This is a genomic window from Paenibacillus sp. VT-400 (assembly GCF_001029205.1).
GTDB lineage: Bacteria > Bacillota > Bacilli > Paenibacillales > Paenibacillaceae > Paenibacillus > Paenibacillus amylolyticus.
Genome location: NZ_LELF01000067.1, coordinates 2,994,993 through 3,012,592 on the forward strand (window position 1 = coordinate 2,994,993; position 17,600 = coordinate 3,012,592).

A 17,600-nucleotide genomic window follows, 5' to 3' on the forward strand; every position below is an offset into this window, starting at 1 on the left:
ACCACTACCTCACATGACCTGAGGGCAGTTTGAGAATACGTACCTGCTCACCCGCAGGAATGCCTTTTTTCTCAGGTGGAACAACAATCAGGCAATCACTGTCCTTAATGGTGATCATCACACTGGATTCATCTACACGGGCGGCAGCCGGTATTGCGTACACCATGCCGTTGCGGATCTCTGTGCGTCCACGTACGAACCGTGTAAAATTGTTTACTTTGGTGTACTCTTCTTCCAAGATCGCGGTCCATTCTTCCATATAAGGATGAGCATCCGCCTGCATGGAACGTATGGTTGGACGAACAAACAAACCAAAACCTACAAAACAAGCCCCCGGGTTACCCGAAAGTGCAAAAAGCAATTTATCTTTATATATAGCAGCTGTGGTCACACTGCCTGGTCGCATCGTCACTTTGTTAAACAACATCTCCACATGTTCTTCCAGCACAAGTTCACCCATAATATCATAATCCCCGACGGATACACCGCCTGTGGTCACCACGATATCATTATCTTGAATGGCTTCTTCCAGTTTGGCCCTTGCCGTATTCACATCGTCTGCAATAGAGCCGTACATCACAGGCTCTCCACCTGCTTCAACAACCAGAGAGCGCAGCATGTAACTGTTGCTATTCCGAATCCGACCTGGTTGTAATGGCTCATCTACATCAAGCAATTCCGTACCGGTTGCGAATATCGCCACCTTTGGACGTTGAAATACGGGAACTTCTGCTATGCCAAAAGTAGCTAACACGGACTGCTCTCCTGCCCTGATGATCGTTCCTGCTTCGAGCAGTTGCTCTCCCTGTTGGACTTCCAGTCCGATTGGAGTGATGTTAGCACCTGACAATATGTGCCGTTTCAATGCTATCCACTGTTCTCCGTCCTCTACCTTGCTCTCGGTCATCTCCATCATGACCACCGCATCCGCACCTTCCGGAACCTGTGCACCGGTCATAATGCGAGCCGTTGTACCTGAAACAATGGTATGGTCCGAGGTGTAGCCGCAAGGAATTTCATCAATGACTCGAAACCAAACTTGATGATCACTCGATGCATCTATGGTATCTGTACTTATAATCGCGAATCCATCCATACCCGATCTCCGGAAGAATGGATACGGATGGGGTGCCTGAATCGTCTCTGCAAGTGTGCGGCCATGAGCAGATTCAAGATGAACTTTCTCTATGGAGCCAACAGTAACTCTTGCAGCTATTTTGGCTTGGGCATCCGGTACCTGTACAGCTGTACGATTGAATTTGGCAGTTGTCATATCATGTGAATGTGAGTTCATTTTCAAAAGTATTCTTACCCCCTAAAGACTATCATCCTTTAAGAAAGTGTAGCCCGAATACTATAAGATAACAAGTACATCACTTATTGAATCCTGTGACAAAATCTTATTTCTTACAGTTGTAACATTCCTTGAGATATATTCAACATGAAAGGCATCTTGTCTGCCCATAATATAAGTGACAAAGGGAGGCGATGATCATGAGTAATCGATGTGAATTATGCGAAAGAGAACCTGTGAATACGACCGTTCATCATCTGACACCCAAAGAAATGGGCGGAACATTACTGCCAACAGCCAACCTGTGCATCCCCTGTCACAAACAGATTCATTCGCTATACACCAATCGCGACATTGTAACCCTTGGTCTCACGGATCTGCAATCCTTGAGACAAGCTGAACGAATGATTCCATTTATTCGCTGGATTCGCAAACAACCTGCCACAACGATTCCCCGCGTACGCAAGTCCAATCATGTTCGCAAATCGTAAACCAAAAAGAACAGTTCCAAGGTCATATGCCGGCGAGGTGAATCCGCCTTCCCTTGTCACTGTTCTTAAATGAAATATGCGATTGGCAGCCATCCTTATGATTAGATGTTTATTATCTTCGCCTCTTAATTCGGCCGCCGCCCACTCTGGTTTTTGGTTTTTTATAGGATTTCTTAGGTGAATCAAACAACCCACCACTGCTCTTGTTGCGATCAATGGTTCCCTTGCTCTGATCCTTGTTGCGGTTGAATAATCCTCCGCCAGATCCCACGCTTGAATCTTTATCGCTTCCGCGCCTTGTAATCGTACCTTTCCGATCAACAGTAATAGGTGGAGCAAGCTTCTTGTCATTACTTGTTGGTGCACGATAAGATCCTGCACTCGGTTTATACGTATCTTTATTGGTATATCCTCGATAGTTGCCATAACCTCGCCCGCCAAAAGAATCGAACAGATTACCAATTAATGTAGCGGTGAGGTAACCTTGTAAAAAAGATGAATCGTAATTCTGCCGAACATATTCCTTGGAGTCCACCTCAATCAAGGTATCCTCCGGCTTGTTCGGATCTTGTTGCAGGTGATAATACTCGTCCTGATACACGAGGAACATACGCTCTGTGTTCTCTGCCGAGATCTGATCCGGTTGCCGCTGGTCAGACAATTCCTGAGCCACTTCCGGAACGGTACGGTCCGAAGCCCGGTACACATAGGACGTTGAGTTACCACTGCCGTTAACCGATTCAAGCGGATAGGTGTCCTGAACAGAAGGTGCTGCTCCGCACGCGGACAACAGAGACATCACAAGGCTGAGGACCAGCATTAATTTTAATCCATGTGCCAAGCGTTTTTTCATTGGGAACCTCTCCTAGCTCGAACGAATCACTTTGATATCCGCAGGAAGAATGGACTCACCCTCATACAGTGTAAATCTTCTGTCTTGCCACTCCACGCGAAGAAGCATATTATCATCCGACTGATACTGCCATACCAATTGTTCTCCGTCCTGGCCATATGGAGTTCTACCTGCCGTTGATACCATGCCTCCATACTCTTCCTCCAGATGAAATGCGCGTCCATCCAGATCCAGCAATGTGGGCACCTCATCAGGTGCATCAAGCCTGCCATCAATTGGTGTATATAGGGCGTAACGTGTGAGTTCCCGTTCTTCGATATGCAAATATCGAAATGCGGTACCATCCTGCAGCGTGAGCACAACTGCATTTCGAGCGCGATTTTGTACCCGACCAACGACTTCATAAGTGACCAGAGAAACCTCACAGATATCACCAGGTGCAAGCTGAAGCATCGTTTTCTCTGCCTGCGGTGGTTCAGGTTTCGTTAGTATTCCTTTAATTCGTTTCCATACACTCATGAGAATTACTCCTGTTCCTTATCTTATAAACAAGCTGCAATAATCAGTGCGCCCACGATATGTAAAGCGCCAGAGAACAACCCGTATCCTGTCTTCCCTTGCTGAATTCCCGTATCCAGATCCAGATTGGCCCATTTGCGAATCATAAAGTGTACAACACTCTCCAGAATCAACAAAATGATAAAGGATACAACGGAGACCAGCAGTGCTTCTCCCAGGTGACCGGCCGTAGAAATGGACGTAGCGAGTACATATCCTTGTGCAAATAATTTCATAACCATACGTGTCGTAACGGCCATATTGCCAGCCTTAACTTCAGCAAAATCCTTATATTTCGTGAACAGTGAATCAACATACATCAAGACAAACAGCAAAACCGAACCAGATCCGGTCCAGACCAGCATCGCCAAAATGTTCAAATCCATTTACACAGCCCCCACATATCAACATGAACCGCATTTAAAAGCGAAGGAGAAATACTCTTCTCCTCCGCTGGTTAACCCTGCTGACAACCAAGGTATTAGTTCTTATTATCGTACTGTTTCATCAATGCTGCGAGTTCATCTTCAACAGCCTGATCTTTACCCAACTTCTCGAACTCTTCATCCAAAGATTTTCCTTTGGAAGACATTTCGTTACTTGCTTCGGCCTGTGCTTCCATCTGCATCATTTTCTCTTCCATACGCTTCATACCAGCACTTGCGGTATCAGAGCCAAACCCATTCAACGCTTTGTTGATTTCCGTTTGGGCTTTTGCTGCATTGTAACGGGCTACCAGTGTTTCGCGTTTGTTCTTCATTTGAGTCAGTTGCTTACGCATCTCGTCGAGCTTGCCACGCAGGTTATCTGCAGAAGCCTTGTTTTGGTCATAGCTGGTTTTGTACTCAGCCATCTTCTCTTCAGCAGCCTTTTTCTCTTCCAGAGCACGTCGAGCCAAATCCATATTCTGAGCACGTGCCGCCGTATGCGCCTGCTCTTCACGTTTCTTCACAAGAGCTTCCTGCTCTTCGAACAACTGCTTGAATTTCTTCTCAATGGCGATCTGTTGAGCTACTGCTTTCTCCGCATCTTCCAGATCCTCTTGCATGTCACGGATATATTGATCCGTCATCTTGATTGGATCTTCCGCCTTGTCAATAATGGCGTTGATGTTAGACATAGTTAGATCACGCAAACGTTTGAAAATGGACATTATGTTATTCCTCCTAGTCGATATTACATCGTATATAAACATACATACGTAACAATCTACAACTCGTTTCAATTTTAGCAAATAAAATCAAAACATTCGATGGCTCTTATGTCAGGAAGATCGTTTATCTTTGTTCAGATGATCCTCCATCAACCTCTCTGCAGTCTGCACGATTTCGTCGATCTGCATCCGCGTGATGGAATCAAAATGAATACCCATGATCACCGTAACGGTTACTTTCAGCTGCAAGGCAGCCTTTCGGGCGAGCCGCTCACACAGCTCTTGTTCTTTATGCCCAGGAATATGTACCGTCGACCCGCTTACGCGCTCATAATCCACGTAGAACGTGGCTACTGCGCCAATATGTGCCTTACCTCCGGTAACGAGAAAAACCTTATCTTCTCCTGCTTCAATCACCTGTAAACGTATGGATTTCAAATCATATGTACTCATACCCATCCACCTATCCTTTTCTATATGTTATATATGGAGGAATTATGGCTGTCATGAGCTAAATCCACAATGAAACTTCTCACACTGCGCATATTTTATGGAGCCCCCGGGCATACCAAGGAGAACGTCATTTTGGAAAAGGAGGCCGATATTATGCGCGTACGCCTCATTATGCTGATGGTTATCGTTATTTTTCTCGGAGGATATCATGCTCCAGTTTCATCGCGGGATGTTTCAAGCCCGCCAAGTGAATCAGTATCAGGTTCGGATTCTGCGGAAGAAGAACAACTGACATTGGGACAATTACGTCAAAAATATGCCGATACGTTCAAAACCAATGGTCCTTCAACCAAGAAGGTTGCACTGACTTTTGATGATGTACCTGATCCACGATTTACTCCACAAGTGCTGGATGTATTGAAGAAATACAATGTCAGAGCTACATTCTTTATCGTGGGTAGTCGTGCTGAGAAACATCCGGATCTGGTGAAACGCATCGTTAAGGAAGGGCATATGGTTGGTAATCACAGCTACAATCATCCTGAATTCAGTAAGCTGTCGATGAATGCCTTTCGCAAACAAATTTTACATACCGGGGATATTATTCGACGTTTGGCAGGATATACGCCCAAGATGATTCGGCCGCCTTATGGAGACATTAATGAAGAACAGCTGAGATGGGCTGCCAAACAACACTATAGCATTGTGAACTGGAACGTAGACTCCCTGGACTGGAAAGGCCTTTCAAAGGAACAGGTGAAAGATAACATCCTGTCTGCCGTGAAACCTGGCTCCATCGTTCTGCAACATGCTGGAGGCGGTGTAGGGTCAAACCTGAACGGCACGATTGAGGCTTTGCCTGAAATTGTTGAGGAACTACGTAATCGGGGATATGAACTGGTCACCTTGGACGAAATGTTGGGATTGCCAAAGGCCAAAGATTAGGACGACCGTGATAACAAATAATGAGAATATTAAAAGGGTGCTGTTCAATCGCGAATTAGCGACTGGCAGACACCCTGTTTGAATTCATTTTAAATGTTATTTTCTCTCTACTTCAGAATGTACAGCTCGATATCCTGAAAACCAAATGAGCTTACAGACTGTTTGCTACCCGGGATAAAGATATCAATCCGGTGACCCTTGATTGCACCGCCCACATCACGTGCTGTGGCTACAAAAGCTTGTTTTGGCAATCCTGGATGGCTGTGACCAGTTACCAGTACTTTAGTTCCAAGTGGAATTACACTTGGATCAACTGCAATCGTGCCCAGTTCAAGGTCATTTCCGAAATAATCGACTGCACCCCATCCTCCATTTTCAGACGGATCTGCAGAGTATGCCGTTGCTTTCACGTTAACGGCTTTGCTGTAATCGAATGTCTTACCCCAGGCTTGAACCACTTTGTTATCTGCGTTAACGTCCAAGCTCGCTGTAGTAACAGTCTTCGCTTGGGTCTTGCTCTCCGTTGCCGCAGCGGCTGCTACATTGTTTGCCTTACCGGGAATCGTAATTTTCAAACCACCATAAATGTTGTAAGCCGAAATGTCGTTGTTTGCTTTAACCAACGTGTTGAGTGCTACTCCATATTGTTTTGATAAGGTGTAGAAGGTATCCCCTTCTTTGGCCACATGAACTGAATCGGCGTGAGCCGGAACGGCTTGAATGAGCATTGCTGTTGTCATTAATGCTATTGCTGTTTTGGCTATACGTTTCTTGTTAATCATGGTCTTCCTCCCTCATTGTGCCTGCGAAGTTAGTTGTCGGATTCGGATGAGGAGCCCACCCTATAGGTTATTCGTTACATTTGAAACGTTATGTACCCAATTCACCCCAAGCAGTGTGCTGTAGATCTTCCCCCTGCACAATCTGCATCGTTACATCCCCCGCACTCCCTGTCCGGAAGTTTCGGCAGAGATCAATATATCACAATTTTGTAACCTGAACTTGTAGTAATTCTTACCAAATGGTTTTTAGCATGTCATCAACTGTAAGAATACTGGATAATTCAGAAAAGTTGGCGAACCGACTTCTTTATATTTGGTAACAGAAAAGTTACTTTTCCGAATCCACACGTGATTATTATCCATAAAAAAATAGCATTACCGACTCGAAGTCAGTAACGCTATTTGATCAACCATTTAACATTTAGAGTACTTTGGCAAGAAAATCACGTGTACGTGAATTTTTTGGAGCTCCAAAAACCTCATCAGGTGTTCCCTCTTCCACAATAACCCCGCCATCCATGAACAGGATTCGGTCTCCCACTTCACGTGCAAAACCCATCTCATGTGTTACGATGACCATCGTCATTCCGCCTTCTGCAAGACGTTTCATGACATCCAGCACTTCACCGACCATCTCAGGGTCCAGTGCCGACGTAGGCTCGTCAAACAGCATCACATGCGGCTGCATGGCCAATGCTCTAGCAATGGCGATCCGCTGTTTCTGTCCACCAGACAGCTGATTCGGGAATGTATCTTTTTTATCGTACAAGCCCACGGTGTTAAGCAAATCAGCAGCAATTTTTTCCGCTTCCTGAGTCGATTGTTTCTTCACTTTAATCGGAGCAATCGTGATGTTTTGCTGTACCGTTTTGTGTGGGAACAGGTTGAAGTGCTGGAACACCATGCCCATTTTTTCCCGAGTTGCATTAATGTTGTGCTTCGGATCGGTGATTGACACGCCTTCAAAATCAATCTCACCCGAGGTAGGCTGTTCCAACAGGTTCAGACAACGTAAGAAAGTACTTTTACCTGAACCGGAAGGGCCGATGACTACAACAACCTCACCTTTGCCAATCGTCACGTTAATGCCCTTAAGCACATCGTTATTACCATAAGATTTGTGTAATTGTCTAACGTCTATCACTTGCACTCAACTTCCTTTCCAGTCGTCCCAGCAGCTTGGACAAAATGAACGTCATTACAAAGTAGATGGCTGCTGCAATCAAAAATGGACTCAAGCCTTGGTACGTAATGTTTTTGACCACACTTGCCTGATACATAATGTCCACCATACCGATAACGGAGATAATGGAGGATTCTTTGATGATAGTTATGAATTCATTACCGATCGCCGGTAATACAGCTTTGAATGCCTGTGGCAATATGATATAACGCATCGCGGCGCCTCTGCCCATTCCGAGGGAGCGAGCTGCTTCCAACTGACCACGATCCACACCTTGGATACCTGCACGGAAAATCTCCGCCAGATACGCACCACTATTAATGGAAAGCGTGATGATACCTGCCTGAAGTGCAGTGAAGTTAATGCCAAAGCTCAGGGAAAAACCATAGTAAATAATCATCAATTGTACCAACATCGGTGTGCCACGGATCACTTCAACGTAAGCAGTACCGATCCAGCGCAAGATTGCAGCGTCATGCAAACGGAACAAACAGATGATCAATCCAATAATTACCCCGAAGATAACCCCAAGTGCAGACAACAGAAGTGTGTATCCTACACCTGTAGCATAGAAACTTTTGTACTCCCAGAATACTTGGAAAATATTTTGTGATTTATTCGCTTTATCCGCCATCAAAAGGCTGGCGTCCGTCACCATCTGATTGATTTTATCTTCGCTTTTCAGTCGCTCCAGTGTTCCATTTACTGCAGCTAGCAGCTCGGTATTCCCTTTACGAATCCCGATTGCTGCTTCTGCTTGCTCTTCGTCCGGAACAGCAGCAGCAAGTCCAATGATATCGTCCAGATAACCTGCAGCAACGGTATCTTCAACGATTGCCGCGTCAATGCGTTTTGTTTGCAATTGAAGCACGATATCCGAGATTTTATCCAGCGCAGTAAGCTTCGCTCCTGGAATACTCTGTCCGATCGTTTCCTGAATGGAGCCTTTCTGAACGCCAATCTTCGCATTTTCAAGTTCTGCCATGGTTGGATATTTGTCTTTATCCACATTGCGAACCATAATCACTTGTTTTGACTTATAATAGGTGTCGGAAAAATCGATACTTTTCTTCCGCTCATCCGTCGGCGTCATACCTGAAATCACCAGATCAACACGCCCGCTCTGCAATGAAGGCAGAAGACCGTCGAAGCCCATATCCTCAATCACAAGCTCAGCGCCAAGATCTTTGGCAATCTCTTTGGCAATCTCAATATCGAAGCCGACGATTTCATCTTTGCCATTAATCACTTTATGGAATTCATATGGTGCAAAATCGGCACTTGTACCGAGCACCAGCTTTTTACTGCTTGAATTATCTGTAGTTCCACTTGCAAGTGCCACAGGAACGGCAGTCGTCAGCAGAATAACAAAGGTCAACAGCATCATGGTGTAACGACTTATTAATTTCAACCTTTTTCTCTCCCCTTACAATACTTTGTATGCTTCTCATGTTGATGACTGAGTCATTATAAAGTACAATGCATGATTATGCAATGCATTTTGACAATACAAATCTTGACTTGTTTCTGAAAAAATAAAGCAAACATGATATAATCAATGAATTATTTTCATTTTTGCATAAGGAGTTTACTAATGACAGCTAACAAATCACAAATTCTGACGGTTATTGATCAATATGCTTCCCGTTTTAAAGCCATTTCATCATATATCGGTGCCAACCCCGAACTGGGAAATGAAGAGTATCTCGCTTCTGCCCGTTTGAAAGAAGAACTGCTCTTCCACGGTTTCACTGTAGAGGCTCCAATCCTCGGTCTGGAGACAGCCTTTATCGGAACCTATTCAGCCGCCAAACCCGGCCCTACCATTGCTTTATTGTGCGAATATGACGCCTTGCCGGAGATCGGTCACGCTTGTGGTCACCATCTGATCTGTATGATGAGTCTTGGGGCCGCTGTTGGGCTAAAATCTATTCTGGATGAAGTAGGTGGAACCATTAAAGTGTTTGGTACCCCCGCTGAAGAGACACGTGGTGCCAAAGTTCCGATGGCTGAAGCAGGTTTGTTCGATGACTGTGACGTCGCTCTCATGGCGCATCCATATTATGCCTACGAAAAGTCAGGCAGCTCGCTGGCTATTGATGCTGTGCAATTTGAATTCCATGGCCGATCTTCACATGCTGCTGCAAGTCCGCACGAAGGCATTAATGCTCTTGATGCCGTCATTCAAACGTTCAACGGAATCAATGCATTCCGGCAACAAGTGAAAAGCACCGTTCGGATTCATGGTGTGATCAACAACGGAGGTCAGGCAGCAAATATCATTCCTGACTATGCTTCTGCCCAATTTTATGTACGGGCAGCAACTCGTAAAGAACTGAATATCCTCACAGAACGTGTGATTCAGATCGCTGAAGGTTCTGCTCTCCAGACAGGTTGCAAGCTCGTGACATCCAACTATGAAACATCCTATGACGAGATGGTTACCAATGAAGCATTCTCAGCTGCGTTTAGTCAAAATCTGATGGAACTTGGTATCCCGCAAGAAGAGATTGTGAGTGGTAATGATCACGGCTCTATGGACATCGGTAACGTTTCCCTGAAATGTCCTGCAATCCATCCCTACATTCGTGTTGTAGACGAGGTGCATACACTGCACTCCATAGCCTTCCGTGACCTTGCACTACAGGAGCGTGCGCTGGATGGCATGATTCTGGGAGCAAAGGCACTTGCAACAACAGCCTATGACGTACTGAGCCAGCCAGAGCTGCTTCAAACCATCCGCACGGAGTTTGAGCAAGCTATTCGCTAAAATTTGCTTTTATCATGTTATATAGGGGTGCCCAGAACAATCTTGAAATTCCAAGCTGTTCAGGGCACCCTTTTTCTAAATTAGCTGTAAGTATATTCAGCACAAAGCTGGAAATGCTGTGAAAGAAACCTTTGAAAACGATGAAAATAATACATTTTATTACAGTAAATGTGATTCGTTTGCTGGCTAACTTGGTTAATTATAACTATAACTTATCCTATATTCAGGAGGTGCTGTCATGCTGCTCGAAGCCATGTATCATGTTCCTCGTGACAAATGGGCTTATGCTTATAATTCGTCTACCATACATCTGCGCGTACGAACCAAACGTAATGATGTGCAATACGTGACTGCACTGACCGGAGATAAGTACGATTGGAATGGAACGTACAAGGAAATTCAATTGGAGAAGGCTGCTTCAGACAATATGTTTGATTATTGGGAGGCTGCCGTCAAGCCACAATTCAAACGTCTCACCTATATATTTCGGATAACTGCCGGTTCAGAAGATGTTTTTCTAGCGGATAATGGAATTCATTATGAGACCCCCTATCCAACTGGAGGATATTATGAGTTCTCGTATATACATGGAATAGATGTGTTTAAGGTGCCCGAGTGGGCCAAAGAAGCTGTCTTTTATCAGATCATGACGGAACGGTTTGCTAATGGAGATCCCAAGCTGAATCCAAAAGAAACGCATGACTGGGGTGGCAAGCCTGAGTTGGACAATTATTTTGGTGGAGATCTGCAAGGTGTGCTGGATCATCTGTATGACTTAACTGAACTTGGCGTGAACGCCATTTACTTTACCCCGTTATTCCAGGCCAATTCCTACCACAAATACGACACGATTGATTATAAAAAAGTCGACCCTCATTTCGGTGATAATGCCCTGCTCAAACAATTGACAGAAGAATGTCATCGCCTGGGCATACGTGTCATGCTTGACGCGGTGTTTAACCATTGCAGCGAAGACTTCCCTCCTTTTCAAGACGTTCTCCAGAATGGAAAAAACTCTAAGTATGCCGATTGGTTCCACATCAATGAATATCCGCTTCAGATCAAGGATGGTATACCGACCTATGATACATTTGGGTTCTATGGCAACATGCCCAAGTTCAATACAGCCAACCCTGAGGTTAAGGCATATCTACTTGATGTAGCTGAGTACTGGATCAAGGAAATTAAGCTGGATGGGTGGCGTCTGGATGTAGCAAATGAGGTGGACAACCATTTCTGGCGTGATTTTCGCAAAGTTGTTAAGGCAGCGAATCCTGACGCCTACATTGTTGGTGAAGTATGGAGCGATTCCTTAACCTGGCTCATGGGAGATCAATTCGATTCCGTCATGAATTATCCATTTGCCGACAAAGTGCTTCAGTTCTTCTGTGGTTCAATGGACGGTTATAACTTTGCCAACGAGATGGGTTCACTGATTATGCGCTATCCGCAACAAACCAACGAAGTGATCTTTAATATGCTGTGCAGCCACGATACCCCACGACTGCTCACCCGGTTAGGAGAAGACAAACGACGATTAAAATTGTCGGTTGTATTTCTTTTCACCTATATCGGTACACCTTGTATCTTCTACGGCGACGAAGTTGGGATTAGTGGTGATGCTGACCCGGATTGTCGAAAATGCATGGAATGGGACCCGGCCAAGCAAGACAGAGAATTGTATGATTTCTATCGTCTGATGATTGATTTACGCAAAAGTAATGAAGCCCTGCGCAAAGGACGCTTCCGATTCCTCAAGGCTGATCACAATGATCCCTGTATCGTGTACGAGCGTGTGGATGACAACCTTCACTTTACCGTATGGATGAACAATACACCTCAAGATCGAACGCTTTCTCATCCTATGGAAACAAAAGACTGGAAAGACGCATTAACTGAAGAGCCTGTGTTTCCAACCGATGGAATGATGAATATTAAGCTTGACCCCTATGGGTACCGCATTTTGTACAGACAGCTTGATCCGGCAACTATCCAACACAACTGAGATTTAAATTCTAAACAGTCATATAAAAGAAAAGAAAAACACTTCCACCGTCTCAGATGATACTTCATTCTGAACTTTGGAAGTGTTTTGTTTATTTGATTAAAAAAAGCCACAGCATGGATATGCTGCGACTTATTCAGGATTGCATCAGTTTACAGGGTCAAGTGTGATCCGACGATAAATATCCATATATTCTTCAGCTGAGACATTCCAGCTGTATTCTCCGCCCATTGCATTTTTCACAATTTTCTTCCAGTGTTCTGGCTGTTTGTAGATCTCCTCAGCACGCCGAATGGTACTCATCATGTCATGAGCGTTAAAGCTTGTGAATGAGAAACCATTACCTTCTCCAGTAAACTCGTTATATGCCTGCACAGTATCGTTCAGACCGCCTGTTTCCCTTACGAGAGGCACACTACCGTACCGCAGAGCCAGTAACTGACTAATACCACACGGTTCGAATCTGGACGGCATCAAGAAGATATCACTGCCTGCATAAAACCGACGGGATAATCCGTCGTTGAACTTGATCTGTGCAGACATTTTAAGTGGATAACGATTCGCGGCTTCACGGAACCAGTGTTCATAGGACTGCTCCCCTGTTCCAAGTACAGCGAATTGAATATCATCATAATACAACAATTCATCCAGGATACGGCAGACCAAGTCAAGTCCTTTGGAATCCACAAGCCTTGTGACCATGACCATAAGAGGTACATCAGGACGAACAGGAAGTCCAAGTTCCTTTTGCAGCTCAATTTTGTTTTCCGTTTTCTTGGACAGACTTGTTCTGTATTTCACCGGGATCTTGGTGTCTGTAGCCGGGTTGTAGCTCTTGGTATCAATGCCATTTACAATCCCGCTGAATCGATCTCCAAGTGAACTAAGCAGTCCGTCCAGACCGTATCCGTAATAAGATGTTTTCACTTCCTGTGCGTAAGTTGGACTAACGGTTGTTACATGGTCAGCGTAGACAATTCCAGCCTTCAGGAAGTTGACATTACCGTAATACTCGGCTCCATCCACGGTGAAATATTGATCGTCCAGCTCAAGGATATCACTGAATAACTGATGCGGGAATACCCCTTGATACAACAAGTTATGTATGGTGAATACCGTACGAATATCACTGTAGAATGGATCGTGTCTGTAGTGTGCTTCAAGCACCAAAGGAATCATTCCTGCATGCCAGTCATGACTATGCAACACGTCAGGCTTGAACTCAATCTGTGGCAACACTTCGAGAACTGCACGGTTGAAGAAGGCGAAACGCTCGCCATCATCCATATAACCGTACACTCCATCACGCCCAAAATAATACTCATTATCCACAAAATAGACTGGAATCCCATCATGAACCAGCATTTCTATTCCACAATAGGGCCTGCGCCAGCCAAGAGGCACATCCGTTGTAATTACGGGCTGTAACGCGTCTTTATACTCATCGGGAATCCCCTTGTACTTAGGCATAATCACCCGCACATCTGCCCCGCTCTTCTTCAATGCAAACGGGAGAGCACCGATTACGTCAGCAAGGCCTCCTGTTTTGATAAATGGATGTACTTCAGCAGCAGCAAATAGAATATTCATGCCTTTGTCCTCCTCTTCGGTTTGAGCGTGTTGCTTTCCTTTTTATTCTTCGTTTTTGAACTGACGGAAGTTATACTCGCAGGTGATTCATCCGTTTTCCGACGTGTGTTCTTTTTTAGAATCACGATGCTAAGCGGAGGTAATACCAATTCGAGACTATGCGGATGCCCATGAAAAGGAATCTTTTCGGTAGGCAGTTGCATATCATTAGTAATGCCTGAACCGCCGTACACGGAATGGTCACTGTTCAGAACTTCGGTATACATACCGGGACGCATGACACCAATCCGGTAACGCTCCCGCTTGACCGGCTGAAAGTTAATAAGCACAAGGAGTGTATCCGCAGGTTTTTTTCCTTTGCGTACGTATGAAATGACACTCTGGTCCTGATCATCCGGAGTGATCCATTCATAACCGTCTAGGGAATGATCAAGCTCCCACAAAGCTTTTTCACTCAAGTACAGGTTAGACAGCTCACGCTCAAACTTATGCAAATTGCGGTGACTGTCATAATCCAGCAAGAACCAATCCAGTTGATCCTCATCTTTCCATTCGATGAACTGGCCAAAGTCTCCACCCATAAACAACAGCTTTTTCCCTGGGAAAGTCATAAAATAGCCCAGAAAAGCACGCATGCCGGCAAATTTCTGCTCATAGATTCCTGGCATCTTGTCGAGGAGCGACTTTTTGCCATGAACAACCTCGTCATGTGACAGAGGTAGCACATAATTTTCAGCAAAGGAGTATACGACCGGGAAAGTCAGCAAATGATGTTTGGAAGGACGCTCATGAAAATCAGATTCCATGTAATCAAGCGTATCGTTCATCCAGCCCATGTTCCATTTGTAGTTAAAACCCAGACCACCTTCATCTACAGGTAAAGTCACCATTGGCCATGCACTGGATTCTTCAGCCATCATCAATGCATAAGGGAAATACTTGAACACCGTCTCATTCAGCTGCTGCAAAAAGGCTACAGCTTCCTTGTTCTCCAGACCACCTTCATCATTGGTACGATATTGTCCTGGCTGCTTCTCAAAATCAAGCCGTAGCATACTCGTAACCGCATCAACACGGAGTCCGTCAAAATGATACATCTCCATCCAATATAATGCATTGGAGATTAGAAATGAACGAATCTCAGGTTTCGAGTAGTCAAAGCTAAGTGTGCCCCAGCCCGGCTTCTCTGCTAACATCGGATCTGCATACTCATACAAAGGCGTACCATCAAACATACGCAACCCATGAGCGTCTTTGGCAAAATGTGCAGGTACCCAATCCAGCAATACGCCAATCCCGGCCTGATGTAGTGTATCCACTAGATACATCAGATCTTTTGGATGCCCATAACGACTGGTTGGCGCATAAAACCCTGTGTTTTGGTAGCCCCACGAAAGGTCATATGGATGCTCACTGAGGGGCATCATTTCAACATGTGTATATTTCATTTCTAATAAGTAAGGAACAAGCAAATCAGCCATCTCGCGATAACTATAGAGGCTTCCGTCTTCTTTACGCTTCCAGGTTCCCATGTGCATTTCGTAAATATGTAGAGGTTTGTTATACATGGCACGTTGTTTGCGTCTCCAGGCTCCATCATTCCATTTGTACCCTTCGATTGAACTGGTGACAGAGGCTGTCTGAGGTCGAACCTCTGCTTGAAACGCATATGGGTCCGCTTTGAGCAATTCTGTTCCATCTTCCGTTAATATACGGAACTTGTATAAAGTTCCTTCGCTGATTTCCGGAAAAAAACGACTCCAAAATCCTGATTCGGGTATCTTATATAAAGGTTCCTTTTCGCCTTTCCATTCATTGCGGTCCAGAGCCAGTCCTACTTCTACGGCATTTGGTGCCCACACGGTAAAGCGATACCCCCGAAGGCCATCGCAACTCTCAGGCTGCGCGCCCAACATTCGATAACTGTGATGAAGGTTACCTTCATGAAATAAATAAATATGCTCCGGCAATATGTCCGGGTGTGCTAACGGTTGAATGGCCAAGAGATCACCTTCTTCTCAAGAAAATAGATATAACAGTAACCATTACCCCATTCTAGCCAAGTTGAAAAGAAAAATGCGGTGAATTAGAAAATGTTGTTCATTTTCAGAATTTTTACAGTAACAATCGTTTCATCTGCTCTACTTTGCGTTAATGATGTACTACAATGCACAATATTTTGGGAGGGAAACGATTATGTTTAATAAAGATTGCATCGCTATGCTGTTGGCGGGAGGAGAAGGGAAGCGATTAGCCCCTTTAACCTCGAGTATCGCAAAACCCGCTGTACCGTTTGGCGGGCACTACCGGATCATCGATTTTCCTCTCAGTAACTGCGTAAACTCAGGGATCGATACTGTAGGAGTATTGACGCAGTACCAAGCGGAATCTTTACACGATCACATCGGTGGAGGAGAACCATGGGGACATGGCAACTCAAGTGAGGCAGGAATCTCCTTGCTTCCATCTTATCATACAGGAAATGACGAATACTTGGGAACGGCGGATGCTATTTATAAAAATATCGACTATATTGACCAACAAAACCCCGAAAATGTTCTAATTTTGTCGGGTGACCATATTTATCATATGAATTATCGTGATATGTTGGAGGCTCATCAAGCCAATAATGCCGCAGCAACGATTTCAGTTATGGAAGTTCCATGGGATGAAGCACATCGCTTTGGGATCATGGCTGCCGATGCGGATTTGCGTGTAACCGAGTTTGCCGAGAAACCGGCTGAACCAAAAAGTAATCTGGCTTCAATGGGCATCTACATGTTCAAATGGGAGTACCTGAAGCGCCATCTCATGGAAGATGCCGCTAACCCTGAGTCCAGCCATGACTTCGGTAAGGATGTTATTCCTCAGATGTTGAACGAAAACAATCCCCTCTTTGTCTATAACTTTAATGGGTATTGGAAAGACGTAGGTACGGTTAAGAGCCTTTGGGATGCACATATGGATCTGTTACACAATGAGGAAGACTGGAGTCTGCAAAAAGAAAACTGGCCGATGTTTACTCGCGACTGGCGCTCCAAACCAAGTGCTTACAAAGCAAGACATACAAAGATCGAACATGTTACTTCCATGATTCACGACTCTTGTGCAATCGAAGGTCGTTCAGAACGTTCCGTTATCTTCTGCGGTGCAGAAGTGGGTAAAGGCTCTGAGGTTAAAGACAGTGTTGTTATGCCTAACGCACGCATAGGCCGTGGGGTTCACATCGAACGCGCCATCATCGGTGAAGGTGCAATAATCAAGGACGGTGCAATCGTTAAAGGTACAGCAGATGAAATTGTGGTCGTTGGACCTAACGAGATCGTCTCTGCCAAACCGGCTGTCCGTACGCAACCTGTTCGTATGTTGAAAGAAGTATATGAGAAAAGTGGGCGCCTGCGTGCTGGTGAACTTTCTTCATAATTAAGCAAATATAATATGAAAAAGGCGAGCCTCCGATGGCTCGCCTTTTTTTGGTGTTGATGTTGATATGGATGTTATAAAGCGTACATGCTCGATCATC

Annotated in this window: 16 protein-coding genes and 1 riboswitch; of the genes, 5 read left to right on the plus strand and 11 right to left on the minus strand. The window is 44.9% G+C overall.

Translation table 11 applies throughout. The features are described from left to right. Positions 1–4: 4 nt before the first annotated feature. On the minus strand, positions 5–1,294 hold the full coding sequence (gene glp, locus EL84_RS23780; protein WP_047844381.1) for a gephyrin-like molybdotransferase Glp: 1,290 nt from the start codon (positions 1,292–1,294) through the stop codon (positions 5–7). Positions 1,295–1,494: 200 nt separating this feature from the next. Between glp and EL84_RS23785 the strand changes: the two genes are divergently transcribed. Next, positions 1,495–1,785, plus strand: a complete 291-nt coding sequence (locus EL84_RS23785; RefSeq protein ID WP_152683065.1) for an HNH endonuclease — start codon at positions 1,495–1,497, stop codon at positions 1,783–1,785. A 112-nt stretch (positions 1,786–1,897) separates the two neighbouring features. Here EL84_RS23785 and EL84_RS23790 read toward each other — a convergent pair whose 3' ends face one another. The 5 genes from EL84_RS23790 to EL84_RS23810 form a co-directional block, all read right to left on the minus strand. After that, positions 1,898–2,638 (minus strand): DUF4247 domain-containing protein, encoded by a 741-nt coding sequence (locus EL84_RS23790; RefSeq protein ID WP_047843362.1) that lies wholly within the window; start codon positions 2,636–2,638, stop codon positions 1,898–1,900. Positions 2,639–2,650: 12 nt separating this feature from the next. Beyond that, complete coding sequence (locus EL84_RS23795; protein WP_047843363.1) at positions 2,651–3,157, minus strand: DUF4178 domain-containing protein; 507 nt, start codon at positions 3,155–3,157, stop codon at positions 2,651–2,653. A 23-nt stretch (positions 3,158–3,180) separates the two neighbouring features. Next, on the minus strand, positions 3,181–3,582 hold the full coding sequence (locus EL84_RS23800) for a DUF350 domain-containing protein (RefSeq protein WP_036613690.1): 402 nt from the start codon (positions 3,580–3,582) through the stop codon (positions 3,181–3,183). 95 nt (positions 3,583–3,677) lie between these two features. Next, the gene (locus tag EL84_RS23805; RefSeq protein ID WP_047843364.1) at positions 3,678–4,349 is read right to left on the minus strand and encodes a PspA/IM30 family protein; all 672 of its coding nucleotides are present in this window, start codon (positions 4,347–4,349) and stop codon (positions 3,678–3,680) included. Between the two features lie 111 nt (positions 4,350–4,460). After that, a complete protein-coding gene (locus tag EL84_RS23810; protein ID WP_047843365.1) occupies positions 4,461–4,802 on the minus strand; it encodes a hypothetical protein in 342 nt (113 codons plus the stop codon). Positions 4,803–4,955: 153 nt separating this feature from the next. Here EL84_RS23810 and EL84_RS23815 point away from each other — a divergent pair, with 153 nt between their 5' ends. After that, a complete protein-coding gene (locus EL84_RS23815; protein ID WP_047844382.1) occupies positions 4,956–5,747 on the plus strand; it encodes a polysaccharide deacetylase family protein in 792 nt (263 codons plus the stop codon). 107 nt (positions 5,748–5,854) lie between these two features. Here the strand turns inward: EL84_RS23815 and EL84_RS23820 are convergent, their stop codons facing one another. From EL84_RS23820 to EL84_RS23830, 3 genes are all read right to left on the minus strand, one after another. Then, a complete protein-coding gene (locus EL84_RS23820; RefSeq protein ID WP_047843366.1) occupies positions 5,855–6,529 on the minus strand; it encodes a 3D domain-containing protein in 675 nt (224 codons plus the stop codon). A 2-nt stretch (positions 6,530–6,531) separates the two neighbouring features. Further along, positions 6,532–6,726: riboswitch (cyclic di-AMP (ydaO/yuaA leader) on the minus strand. Between the two features lie 224 nt (positions 6,727–6,950). After that, positions 6,951–7,673, minus strand: a complete 723-nt coding sequence (locus EL84_RS23825; RefSeq protein ID WP_017688094.1) for an amino acid ABC transporter ATP-binding protein — start codon at positions 7,671–7,673, stop codon at positions 6,951–6,953. Beyond that, a complete protein-coding gene (locus tag EL84_RS23830; protein WP_081746001.1) occupies positions 7,660–9,123 on the minus strand; it encodes an ABC transporter substrate-binding protein/permease in 1,464 nt (487 codons plus the stop codon). The genes EL84_RS23825 and EL84_RS23830 overlap by 14 nt, the downstream gene beginning before the upstream one ends. Before the next feature lie 183 nt (positions 9,124–9,306). Between EL84_RS23830 and EL84_RS23835 the strand changes: the two genes are divergently transcribed. Together EL84_RS23835 and EL84_RS23840 are read left to right on the plus strand one after the other, a co-directional pair. Further along, complete coding sequence (locus EL84_RS23835; protein ID WP_047843367.1) at positions 9,307–10,482, plus strand: M20 family metallopeptidase; 1,176 nt, start codon at positions 9,307–9,309, stop codon at positions 10,480–10,482. A 238-nt stretch (positions 10,483–10,720) separates the two neighbouring features. Further along, a complete protein-coding gene (locus tag EL84_RS23840) occupies positions 10,721–12,487 on the plus strand; it encodes an alpha-glycosidase (RefSeq protein WP_047843368.1) in 1,767 nt (588 codons plus the stop codon). Positions 12,488–12,634: 147 nt separating this feature from the next. On the opposite strand, the gene glgA is transcribed toward EL84_RS23840, so the two are convergent. Continuing rightward, positions 12,635–14,077: a glycogen synthase GlgA gene (glgA, locus tag EL84_RS23845; protein ID WP_047843369.1), complete on the minus strand. Its 1,443-nt coding sequence runs from the start codon at positions 14,075–14,077 to the stop codon at positions 12,635–12,637. Continuing rightward, a complete protein-coding gene (glgB, locus tag EL84_RS23850; RefSeq protein WP_047843370.1) occupies positions 14,074–16,080 on the minus strand; it encodes a 1,4-alpha-glucan branching protein GlgB in 2,007 nt (668 codons plus the stop codon). The genes glgA and glgB overlap by 4 nt, the downstream gene beginning before the upstream one ends. A 193-nt stretch (positions 16,081–16,273) precedes the next feature. Between glgB and EL84_RS23855 the strand changes: the two genes are divergently transcribed. Further along, on the plus strand, positions 16,274–17,500 hold the full coding sequence (locus EL84_RS23855) for a glucose-1-phosphate adenylyltransferase (protein ID WP_047843371.1): 1,227 nt from the start codon (positions 16,274–16,276) through the stop codon (positions 17,498–17,500). Positions 17,501–17,600: the final 100 nt, after the last annotated feature.

Bases quoted from the DNA above. Each gene is read 5' to 3' on its own strand.
- EL84_RS23820 (WP_047843366.1), bottom strand. From the start codon at position 6,529: ATGATTAACAAGAAACGTATAGCCAAAACAGCAATAGCATTAATGACA.
- EL84_RS23840 (WP_047843368.1), top strand. From the start codon at position 10,721: ATGCTGCTCGAAGCCATGTATCATGTTCCTCGTGACAAATGGGCTTAT.
- EL84_RS23790 (WP_047843362.1), bottom strand. From the start codon at position 2,638: ATGAAAAAACGCTTGGCACATGGATTAAAATTAATGCTGGTCCTCAGC.
- EL84_RS23855 (WP_047843371.1), top strand. From the start codon at position 16,274: ATGTTTAATAAAGATTGCATCGCTATGCTGTTGGCGGGAGGAGAAGGG.
- EL84_RS23795 (WP_047843363.1), bottom strand. From the start codon at position 3,157: ATGAGTGTATGGAAACGAATTAAAGGAATACTAACGAAACCTGAACCA.
- EL84_RS23815 (WP_047844382.1), top strand. From the start codon at position 4,956: ATGCGCGTACGCCTCATTATGCTGATGGTTATCGTTATTTTTCTCGGA.
- glp (WP_047844381.1), bottom strand. From the start codon at position 1,294: ATGAACTCACATTCACATGATATGACAACTGCCAAATTCAATCGTACA.
- EL84_RS23835 (WP_047843367.1), top strand. From the start codon at position 9,307: ATGACAGCTAACAAATCACAAATTCTGACGGTTATTGATCAATATGCT.
- glgA (WP_047843369.1), bottom strand. From the start codon at position 14,077: ATGAATATTCTATTTGCTGCTGCTGAAGTACATCCATTTATCAAAACA.
- EL84_RS23800 (WP_036613690.1), bottom strand. From the start codon at position 3,582: ATGGATTTGAACATTTTGGCGATGCTGGTCTGGACCGGATCTGGTTCG.
- EL84_RS23785 (WP_152683065.1), top strand. From the start codon at position 1,495: ATGAGTAATCGATGTGAATTATGCGAAAGAGAACCTGTGAATACGACC.
- EL84_RS23805 (WP_047843364.1), bottom strand. From the start codon at position 4,349: ATGTCCATTTTCAAACGTTTGCGTGATCTAACTATGTCTAACATCAAC.
- EL84_RS23810 (WP_047843365.1), bottom strand. From the start codon at position 4,802: ATGAGTACATATGATTTGAAATCCATACGTTTACAGGTGATTGAAGCA.